Annotated in this window: 13 protein-coding genes; 11 read left to right on the top strand and 2 right to left on the bottom strand. The window is 41.4% G+C overall.

The genetic code is table 11. The annotated features are described in order from the left end of the window. Nucleotides 1-743: 743 nt before the first annotated feature. The 7 genes from Q0986_RS11480 (at nucleotide 744) to Q0986_RS11450 (ending at nucleotide 5,905) form a co-directional block, all read left to right on the top strand. Nucleotides 744-2,741 (top strand): hypothetical protein, encoded by a 1,998-nt coding sequence (locus tag Q0986_RS11480; RefSeq protein ID WP_299410119.1) that lies wholly within the window; start codon nucleotides 744-746, stop codon nucleotides 2,739-2,741. A gap of 507 nt (nucleotides 2,742-3,248) precedes the next feature. Further along, nucleotides 3,249-3,545 (top strand): type II toxin-antitoxin system RelE/ParE family toxin, encoded by a 297-nt coding sequence (locus tag Q0986_RS11475; RefSeq protein WP_299410115.1) that lies wholly within the window; start codon nucleotides 3,249-3,251, stop codon nucleotides 3,543-3,545. A gap of 3 nt (nucleotides 3,546-3,548) precedes the next feature. Next, nucleotides 3,549-3,842, top strand: coding sequence for an addiction module antidote protein (locus tag Q0986_RS11470; RefSeq protein ID WP_299410112.1), 294 nt, complete (start codon nucleotides 3,549-3,551; stop codon nucleotides 3,840-3,842). Between the two features lie 97 nt (nucleotides 3,843-3,939). Then, nucleotides 3,940-4,275: a hypothetical protein gene (locus Q0986_RS11465; protein ID WP_299410110.1), complete on the top strand. Its 336-nt coding sequence runs from the start codon at nucleotides 3,940-3,942 to the stop codon at nucleotides 4,273-4,275. A gap of 497 nt (nucleotides 4,276-4,772) precedes the next feature. Next, complete coding sequence (locus Q0986_RS11460; protein WP_299410107.1) at nucleotides 4,773-5,063, top strand: type II toxin-antitoxin system RelE/ParE family toxin; 291 nt, start codon at nucleotides 4,773-4,775, stop codon at nucleotides 5,061-5,063. Nucleotides 5,064-5,072: 9 nt separating this feature from the next. Further along, complete coding sequence (locus Q0986_RS11455; RefSeq protein ID WP_299410104.1) at nucleotides 5,073-5,378, top strand: addiction module antidote protein; 306 nt, start codon at nucleotides 5,073-5,075, stop codon at nucleotides 5,376-5,378. Nucleotides 5,379-5,470: 92 nt separating this feature from the next. Then, entirely contained in the window at nucleotides 5,471-5,905 is a 435-nt protein-coding gene (locus Q0986_RS11450; protein WP_299410101.1) for a GNAT family N-acetyltransferase, read from the top strand. A 76-nt stretch (nucleotides 5,906-5,981) separates the two neighbouring features. On the opposite strand, the gene Q0986_RS11445 is transcribed toward Q0986_RS11450, so the two are convergent. Beyond that, nucleotides 5,982-6,395, bottom strand: coding sequence for a type II toxin-antitoxin system VapC family toxin (locus Q0986_RS11445; RefSeq protein ID WP_299410099.1), 414 nt, complete (start codon nucleotides 6,393-6,395; stop codon nucleotides 5,982-5,984). Next, nucleotides 6,392-6,637 (bottom strand): Arc family DNA-binding protein, encoded by a 246-nt coding sequence (locus Q0986_RS11440; RefSeq protein WP_235109096.1) that lies wholly within the window; start codon nucleotides 6,635-6,637, stop codon nucleotides 6,392-6,394. Before Q0986_RS11440 ends, Q0986_RS11445 begins: the two co-directional genes overlap by 4 nt. A gap of 191 nt (nucleotides 6,638-6,828) precedes the next feature. On the opposite strand from Q0986_RS11440, the gene Q0986_RS11435 reads away from it, so the two are divergent. From Q0986_RS11435 to Q0986_RS11420, 4 genes are all read left to right on the top strand, one after another. Then, nucleotides 6,829-7,392 carry a Uma2 family endonuclease gene (locus Q0986_RS11435; RefSeq protein WP_299410092.1) on the top strand — a complete coding sequence of 188 codons (564 nt, stop codon included), beginning with the start codon at nucleotides 6,829-6,831 and terminating at the stop codon, nucleotides 7,390-7,392. Nucleotides 7,393-7,482: 90 nt separating this feature from the next. After that, a complete protein-coding gene (locus Q0986_RS11430) occupies nucleotides 7,483-7,707 on the top strand; it encodes an AbrB/MazE/SpoVT family DNA-binding domain-containing protein (protein WP_299410089.1) in 225 nt (74 codons plus the stop codon). Further along, complete coding sequence (locus tag Q0986_RS11425) at nucleotides 7,704-8,108, top strand: type II toxin-antitoxin system VapC family toxin (protein ID WP_299410086.1); 405 nt, start codon at nucleotides 7,704-7,706, stop codon at nucleotides 8,106-8,108. Before Q0986_RS11430 ends, Q0986_RS11425 begins: the two co-directional genes overlap by 4 nt. 133 nt (nucleotides 8,109-8,241) lie before the next feature. Then, complete coding sequence (locus Q0986_RS11420; RefSeq protein ID WP_299410084.1) at nucleotides 8,242-8,655, top strand: hypothetical protein; 414 nt, start codon at nucleotides 8,242-8,244, stop codon at nucleotides 8,653-8,655. Nucleotides 8,656-8,979 lie beyond the last annotated feature (324 nt).

The raw sequence follows: 8,979 nt of genomic DNA, 5'->3' as shown, positions 1-8,979 counted from the left end.
TTGCTGGTGTCTTCAGGAGTTGCATCTAGCCCCTGTTTGGCCCAGCTTGCTTGCCATTTGGGTTCAATCTCGGTGGGATTGTAACGGGACTCCACTACTATTACTCCTGAAGGTCTGCGTTTGCTTCACTATTCTAGAGAATATCTGACCTAAACTTCCCTCGATCATTTGTGCTGGATTACTGAGTACAACATTGTTATCGTGCTATTGAATCGCAAGAGGTTGATATTTGCAGGACTGTGTTAATACTTGGTTGTCATCTAACTCATCGAATACCCCTACGACAAACTGCGTGTCGAATCATTGAAGGTCATTTGACACGTGACAATTTGCATATGCTCAAATCGTCATTTAATCGATATTAATAAGTAAAATTTGAATTAGATTTTTTCATGCTTTATCATCTCAGTACACAACTAAAAGTTTGTAATGAGAAATCGACAGCATATGCTTTGTCTACCTAGATACATGAAAGAGATATAGAAATTTACCGTAGTTTTATTATTAGCTAGTAATCGGTTTTCTGCAATATAGGAGTGTTCTAGGGATAGCCAGGTATTTAAGTAGAAAGGGTTTAAGTTTTCATGGAGAGAACTTTTAAGCTAGTGGCTATAAGGCGTCAACAGTAAGATTCAAAGAGAGAGGCGTATATCACTATGATTTGAGCATGAGAAGGTAGCGAGTTAACCTATATTCTTCAAGAAATATGAGCCTCAGGCATTAGAGGAAAGTGAACAAGAAAAATGGAATTACCAGATTATTTAAAAAATATAGAAATAAATCCGTTTAGAGCACCTGCAACCAATGTCGAAACGGATCTTCCGTTTGAATTATTAGAGCCTCGAATATTTGAAAGATTTTGCTGTGAACTTATACAGAGTAAGATGGAGAACGAGCCTGGCAATGATGTTGTTGATATTTTACCTATCGGTGTTTCCGGGCAACAACAATATGGTGCAGATATTTTTGCAAAAGAAAACATAGACTCAAATGAAAAATTCACCCTATATGAAGTCAAAAGAGTAAGGTCTTATTCACTGAGTGAATACAAGAAATCTGTAAAAAGATTTCTTGATAATTATAATAAGTGGGGATTTGAGATAGCTGAATTCAACCTTCTTGTTGCTGAAGATATCTCGGCTGAAAATATTGCATTATGGCAAAGGGAAGCTTATCAACTCTCACAGAAATCAATAGTTTATAGGGTGATTCCTTCATCAACACTCAATAGGTGGACAAAGAACTTCCCAAAGCTAGTTTATAAATACTTCCATCCAGCATGGACTGAGATGTTATTTGGAAAATCGGCAATATGGCATTTTGAAAAGTATGGTATTTGGAGCTTTGAAGAGTCTGCTAGCTGGGAGAAATATACTGGGCCTGAGCAAACCTCATATGGAGATAGTCTAAGTTATATCAATGATCATGTAAAAATTCATGCGTTTTTACCTTCACTCGAAAAAAATAGTGCCAGTTGTTATGTCGAATTTCGAAATGGGCGCTTTTCACATGTAATGATTACTCTTGATCACAAGCAATTAGTGAATGATTTTTTCCCTGCATCAAAAATACCGATTCCTGATAATATCCGACCTTTTTTGCTAAAATCAATTGATGGCGATGGCTATTTTTGTGATATTGGGAATTGCCGAATAAAATTAAGTGTCGATGAAGCGAAAAGCTTATGTGATGTCTTTGATGTATTTTGGAATGAATATAAGCAACGAGTAAAAAATATTGAAAGTTCTTGGAGATCCAAATACTTTAATTATGGAACGAAATCGGCTGAAGATATCCCGCTGCTAAGAATAAAAAGAGGGTTATGGTCTTTGCTTCTTGATTTTGCTAAGTGCCATGATGCATTTAATACTACAGGTAAATGGAGTATATTTGATAGTTGTCCAGGGTGGCTCAAGATTTATACTAGCTCTGTATCAGAAGATATGGAAGCAGGTCACCATGCCTTTATTAAACCTAAAAAATATGAAGGAATATTTAATGACTTTAGGTGGGTTGATGATGACGTAGTATTAGTTTGGCAGCCTCCAAATAACTTTATGATTTCCCAGGAAGGTACAGTTATCAGCCCTCGCTACTACTGGGATGCTGAAACAACACATAATTGGTTAAAAAACTGTCTAATACCTCAAGCTTTAGAATGGGACAGAAGAAATAAAAAAATAGGAATTATTAGACGGATTAAAAGATTACTTCGAAGATTTCTCAATCAGGAAAGTACAGAATTAGTAGAATACAACCCTGATGATTATATAGTATCTTTTTATGAGCCATGCCCAAGTAGAGATCTAGATATGATCGAAGACATTGAGGGTCTTCATCTCATAGCAAATAGGTTGCAGTCATTTTTTAATGGGAATCCAAAATATATTTATCTTAATGAAGATTGCTACAAAAAATTATATATATCTCTAGCTGAAGTCCTTTCAAAAACTGAAGACTATGATTTTTCTTACTTGCAAGGGAATTTAAATTATTTGCATGCAACCGACATGAAATCTTTGATTGAAGCAGTTCGAAAGCATGCTTCCAAACCTAGCAGTGGATGTGATAAAACATTTCTAGTAGACTGTGTTCTACGTTGTATTTTGGTTTCTATTCGAGATTATAAGAATCATTTAAATAACTATGAAATTAGAAATATCGTCACTGATATATATCCATTATTGGAACTAATGGAAGATCGCAAGCTATTGATCAGGCAAGCAAGATTCTTTGATTAGCATCCCTCTAGGACATCTATAGTGAGTGTTGAGGAACAAACTAATCACAACACAAATTCTGAACACACCTGATGTTTGATGGCATTTCAGAAGAAGCAATGACATTGTACAGGGCCATTGTGCACGCATAGGCTGGAAAAGCATTCGAAGTTGAATTCGTTTCCGGCGCTGACTCGAAAAAATTCGCCACCGCTGAAACCCAAGCCGTTAAATAACTTCGGTTGTAGGCTGTGGTCATGGTTGGAGACTTATGGGTTAGGGGCAGTAAATTATTTTTATATCAGAATCCTGAAATCTTGTGAAATCGAGGCGGAATACGACAAACTTTTATCACAACTATAGGTGAGAGCATAACCCTGCTCAGGGGCGGGTGGATTGACAACTCTCGGCAGCAATCTAAAAATACTGGCTGTCGCTCAGCTTCACGCTAGAATTTGGCCCGGCCTAGAATCATCTTAACTGATAACTATAGTTGACAACTTATTGCTCGTTAACTATGGTTGACACATGATTGAGGTTCGTCAAACAGACAATTTTGCCAATTGGTTCACTAAGCTGCGAGATCGAAAGGCTAAAGCGCGAATACAAGCACGTATTGACCGTATCGAGATTGGCAACTTTGGAGATGTCGCTCCCGTTGGGGAAGGTGTTAGCGAACTTCACATTCATTATGGTCCTGGTTACAGGGTTTACTTTGTACAACGTGGTCCAATTGTTGTCATATTGCTTTCTGGTGGTGATAAAGACTCACAAAATGCTGACATCAAAAGGGCTAAAGAAATTGCTAAACAGTTGGAGGATTGAGTGATGCCCATAAACACAACCCGCTGGGATTCAGCCGAACATCTCAAAACAGAAGAAGATATTCAGCTATATCTAGAAGCATGTCTAGAAGAAGCCGAGGATGATCCTGCGTTAATTATTCATGCCCTAGGAGTAGTCGCTAGGGCTAAGAATATGAGTCAACTATCCCGAGATACAGGTTTGAGTAGAGAAGGGCTATATAAAGCGCTGTCTCCTGATGGTAACCCCACATTTTCGACGATCGCTAAAGTTACTAAAGCGCTCGGATTCAAGCTAACCATTCAGCCAACACCTTAGTTTGAGCTAAATCCATGTCTTGCCAACACCTGCACCGGACGTTCGGTAGCCATAGCCACATTGTTCTTTTTTAGGTCTACGCCATTATAGCTAGAAGATGAACCAAAAGATCAAAGAAAGATATCAAACAGATTTTCTCGTTCTACTCGCTGAAGAGTACGGATATAGAAGGTGGTTTTGGTTTCCTTCAATGGGTGAAAAAGAACTGGAAATTTGGTGGGAGAAATTGGAGTCCGTTGACCCATATTTCATGACTCCTGAGCCATTACCGGGAGATCTGATACAAGCTGAAGACAACGATGAGTTTGAATTATTCTTTAAGCTACGCGATTCCGGCAACTATTATACCGCCCATACGCATTGTGACGATGACAGTGTTCTAATAAAGCCCAATGAAACAAAAATATTTCATCAAGGGTACAAAAGTGCTTAAAGGCTATAACGTCGCGGTAAATTATTTTTATGTCAGAGTTCGAGGAATACTGGTTTTGTGTCGTTAATTTGCTCAAATCCTCACATTGAACAATTTTTGAGATTTGCCTATCCGTCTCCTTGAATAAGTAATAGCCTAGAGATATCCATTCCAGTGATTTATCTGTATGACTGAGTTGCTTGAATAAGCGATTGCCCAATTAAAGACTTTGCCGACCGACAAGTAAGATGCGATCACAACCTTGATTTTAGAAGAACTTGAAGATGAAGCAAAATGGGATGATGCTTTTGCTAGTTCCCAGAATCTATGGGGAAAGGCATTCGTGAAAGCTAATCAGGGTTTGCAGCAGATGGTCGCAACATGCTAGTGCTGACTCGAAAACCTTTACCACCGCTGAAACCCAAGCCGTTAGATGCGAATCCTCCTAAGCACAAACATATAGAACTCATCAAAATTAATCGTTTGTCTTTTTGTATCCCACGGGATACGATGGGGCCATGCTTGAAATCCGCGAAACCCAGGTCTATGCTCGTTGGTTTAGTAGTTTACGAGATAGGCGGGCTAAAGCACGCATCAATACTCGGATTCGTCGCTTGTCTTTAGGAAATCCAGGGGATGTCAAGCCAGTTGGAGCAGGTGTTTCTGAGCTTCGTCTAGACTATGAGCCAGGTTACAGAATTTATTTTATTCAGCGTGGACCAGCTGTGATTATCTTGCTTGCAGGTGGAGACAAGCGTACTCAAGCACGAGACATTCAACAAGCAATTGAATTAGCCAAAAACTTATAGGAGGGTAACATGCCTAAAACCAAAACTCAGCTTTGGGATGCAGCACATCACTTAGAAAGTAAAGAGGATATTGCCGCATATCTCGAAGCAGTGCTTGAAGATGGAGATCCAGCTTTGATTACTGCTGCTCTTGGAGATGTTGCCCGTTCTAAAGGAATGACACAGATCTCGCGCGATACTGGCCTTGGCCGTGAGAGTCTTTATAAAGCACTATCCATTGAGGGTAATCCTGAATTTGCAACTATTCTCAAGGTTTTTCAGGCGTTGGGCCTGCGGCTGCAGGTGACAGCAGTTGAAAGTGAGAGCTGTGTCTAACAAGCCCATACAAGAGGACGCTCAAAACACGCTACTGACTTACGCTTTAAAATAATTCTCGTGCCCCTGATGGGTTGGCCGTTAGGCAAAATATGGCAGAGCATCTGATCCGACAGGCGGTCCCCGACGACAGCTCGACCTTAAGCGACCTCGATCAAATCGCACGCAGTAGTTCCGACCGCAGGGACTTCATCCAAGACGCGGTGAAAAATAATCGCGCTTGGATCGTCGAAATTTGCGATCGCATTATCGGTTACGGAGTCATCTCCCATGGGTTCTTTGGCCGCTCGTTCATTGATCTTATCTACATTGCAGAACCGCTGCGCTCATCCGGGTACGGACCCAAATTGCTAACCTTCCTCGAAGACCAATCCCAATCAAACGATCTATTCACCTCGACCAACGAATCCAACTCGCACATGCAGCATGTCCTTAAGAAACTAGGCTACGAACGCTCAGGAGTCATCCATAATCTTGATCCAGGCGACCCAGAGATCGTGTATGTCAAACGTTCATTGCGCGCCTAACAACTCGTTGGAGCAGACCTGAAAATGCGTCACGCCCTTTTGCTCGGCCTCATTTCCAAACCGCTCAACTCCACCGTCAGCGATCATTGTCGACGAAATTTTTCAACGAACAAGCAATATCGGGGAATGCCTTCACCAGTTTACGGTCGGCAGTAACAAGCGGAATTGAGAAGGATTGTGCGAGCGCAACGAATTCACAATCATACGCAGAACAAGCGCTCTTATCTGCCAGTGATAAGACATGGCTGTATTGCACACTGAATTCATTCTGATTCATCAGACTTTCCGCCTGGCTCTGGATTTCAAGAGCGGTCGGAAAGTCCACAATATCTTTACGCAGATATAAAGCAAGAATATTGCGAAACTCACTCCGCCAGAGCATGGGCGCTACCCAATGGTCATCCGTTTCGATGAGACGTTCCACATATCTCGTATTGTTATCCGCGGGCAAGAATAGATACGCAATAACATTGGTATCAACAACTATCACTCAGGGCGTCCCATCGTCTTCGCATCAGCAATATCTTTAGCACTAATTTTTTTTGTTTTTACTCGTGCTCGAACGGCTCGCGCATTCGCGAGTATCTGATCTGGGGCTAGTCGATTGGGCAGTAACATTTGCTCCAGACATGCGATTAATTCGCTGTTAATGCTTCGGTGGTTGCGATTCGCAGTCTCCTTGAGCAACTCGTAGAGGTCGTCTGGGATATTCTTTAGAGTTAGATTAGCCATAAGGCATGGTTTTTTAAAAAGCGGTAAATACCATTATGGTGTCAATATGGTTCTTTTTCAATTGCTGCAAAGATACTCATTCAGGCTATCAGCATAAAGTGCCGTATTCCCAAGCACCAAAGTACTCCCCATCCAGTTCCTAGATAAAATAGTGTTGAGTTTCCAAACTTGCGGGCAAAGAGTGAACCTAAATGGTACAAACACCCTCAAAAACGCTGACCTTGGCGGAGTTTCTGGAACTGCCTGAAACGAAGCCTGCAAATGAATACATTGATGGTCACATTATTCAAAAACCGATGCCCCAGGGGAAACATAGTGTCATTCAAGGAGAACTTGTACCTACGATCAATGGAGTCGTTAAGTCCAAACGTATTGCTCGAGCCTTTCCTGAACTGCGCTGTACCTTTAGTAATCGTTCAATTGTTCCTGATATTGCAGTATTTCTTTGGCACCGAATTCCCCGCGATCAGAATGGGGAAATTGCTAACACCTTTTCTATCGCACCAGATTGGACCGTTGAAATCCTGTTTCCCCATCAAAGCCAAACAAAAGTCACAAAGAATATTCTCCACTGCCTGCAGCATGGAACCGAAGTAGGTTGGTTAATCGACCCAGGTGAGCAAACAGTGTTTGTCTATCGCCCCAAACACGAACCTGAAGTCTTGGATAAGCCAGATCAAATCATTCCTGTCCCTTCTTTTGCCAGTGAACTACAGGTTACGGTAAAAGAGTTATTTACTTGGTTGTTGGAATAAGAATTGGACGTACCTGTACAGTTCTCGCTCTTCAATGATTAATAAGTAATACTATATTGGTATTACATTGATTGAGAGAGAACCGATCAGATGCGAGTGACCACAAAAGGACAAGTGACAATCCCTAGGAATGTTAGGGAAGTTTTGGGGATTATGCCTGAGACAGAGGTTGAATTTATCGAAGAAAACGGAAGATTTTATATTGAGAAGGTCAGCAACCGAAAAGCAACCCAAAAATTTGAAAAGCTGAGAGGCATAGCGACCGTCAAGATGTCGACCGATGAGATTTTGGACCTCACCAGAGAACAGTCGTGAACGGCATTTTAATTGACTCATGCGTGTTGCTGGATTTATTCACGGATGATCCGAATTGGGCAGAGTGGTCAGAAAGCATTTTAGAGAGCTGTAGCCTCACCAATACCCTCTATATCAACTCGATTGTCTACACTGAAATATCGATGGGGTTTGAGAAAATAGAAGAGTTAGAGAATGCGATAGCAGTACTAAATTTGAAAGTGTTGGAACTGCCTCGTGAAGCATTGTTCCTAACCGGTAAGGTATTTTTGCAATATAGAAAGAATAAAGGCACAAAAACTTCACCCTTACCTGATCTCTTTATCGGTGCTCATGCTTCTGTTTCACAATTTGACTTAATCACTAGAGATGTCAGCAAATATAAAACATACTTTCCACAGGTCACACTGATCCATCCTTAACCTTTGACTGAACTCTTTCAACAAGCTATTGCAGAGGTTTCCAAATTATCTGATGAACAGCAGAATGAGATCGCAACCTTCGTTTGGCTGAAATGCCGAGCGCCGATCAAAACGACACTGAAAGGGAACAGCCATGAACGAGTGCAATGGCCAAACAAGATCCGATCGTATACAACAAATTGGTCAGATGATCCTGGCTAGCAAAAAGATTACGGATATAAAAAACTGGGATGGATTGTCTTTGGTCATTACGTTGCGTGAAGGTCGGGGTGGCAGTGTTCACGGCTTCTACTATTTGAAGAATGGTAACTTCGGTGCGACTTCGACTGGCCAGGTTGGTAAGACCATCACCGAATTCCATGCGTTGCGAAATATTATGTATGAGGAGACCGGAGAAAGATGGTGCCAGGCTCTTGTCCATCTGACACGCCCAGGGCCAGACATAAATATCAAGTTCGAATATGACAACCCGCAGCGTTGGAAGCCCAGTATTTCTGGCCTTGATATGACAGACTACGCGAACTCTATCAAACCACCAATTGGCTAAGCATACTTTTCATCAGCACAAAAATCGTCATTCAGATTTGAATTTACAACAACGGATAATCACGCTATGAACCGAAGTTGCATGGCCGGTCGACTTTTGACTGAATAATCAACTCTTGCGACTCGGTTATCGCGGATGTTAGCGATCCTTGTCAACAAACTCTTTCAACGAACGAGCAATATCAGGGAATGCCTTCAACAGTCCACGGTCAGCAGTAACAAGCGGGGAGATATAGTCAAATGTGGTGTATGAGAGAGCATCAGGCGACCTTCTCGCGATCTATTGAATTAGAGTCCTCTTCGATGTGTATACCATCGATAAACG

The sequence above is a fragment of the Acaryochloris sp. IP29b_bin.148 genome (assembly GCF_028285565.1).
Lineage (GTDB): Bacteria > Cyanobacteriota > Cyanobacteriia > Thermosynechococcales > Thermosynechococcaceae > Acaryochloris.
This window is presented reverse-complemented; position numbering and strand designations above follow the sequence as displayed.

Bases quoted from the DNA above. Each gene is read 5' to 3' on its own strand.
- Q0986_RS11430 (WP_299410089.1), top strand. From the start codon at position 7,483: ATGCGAGTGACCACAAAAGGACAAGTGACAATCCCTAGGAATGTTAGG.
- Q0986_RS11455 (WP_299410104.1), top strand. From the start codon at position 5,073: ATGCCTAAAACCAAAACTCAGCTTTGGGATGCAGCACATCACTTAGAA.
- Q0986_RS11475 (WP_299410115.1), top strand. From the start codon at position 3,249: ATGATTGAGGTTCGTCAAACAGACAATTTTGCCAATTGGTTCACTAAG.
- Q0986_RS11465 (WP_299410110.1), top strand. From the start codon at position 3,940: ATGAACCAAAAGATCAAAGAAAGATATCAAACAGATTTTCTCGTTCTA.
- Q0986_RS11470 (WP_299410112.1), top strand. From the start codon at position 3,549: ATGCCCATAAACACAACCCGCTGGGATTCAGCCGAACATCTCAAAACA.
- Q0986_RS11450 (WP_299410101.1), top strand. From the start codon at position 5,471: ATGGCAGAGCATCTGATCCGACAGGCGGTCCCCGACGACAGCTCGACC.
- Q0986_RS11440 (WP_235109096.1), bottom strand. From the start codon at position 6,637: ATGGCTAATCTAACTCTAAAGAATATCCCAGACGACCTCTACGAGTTG.
- Q0986_RS11435 (WP_299410092.1), top strand. From the start codon at position 6,829: ATGGTACAAACACCCTCAAAAACGCTGACCTTGGCGGAGTTTCTGGAA.
- Q0986_RS11460 (WP_299410107.1), top strand. From the start codon at position 4,773: ATGCTTGAAATCCGCGAAACCCAGGTCTATGCTCGTTGGTTTAGTAGT.
- Q0986_RS11420 (WP_299410084.1), top strand. From the start codon at position 8,242: ATGAACGAGTGCAATGGCCAAACAAGATCCGATCGTATACAACAAATT.
- Q0986_RS11480 (WP_299410119.1), top strand. From the start codon at position 744: ATGGAATTACCAGATTATTTAAAAAATATAGAAATAAATCCGTTTAGA.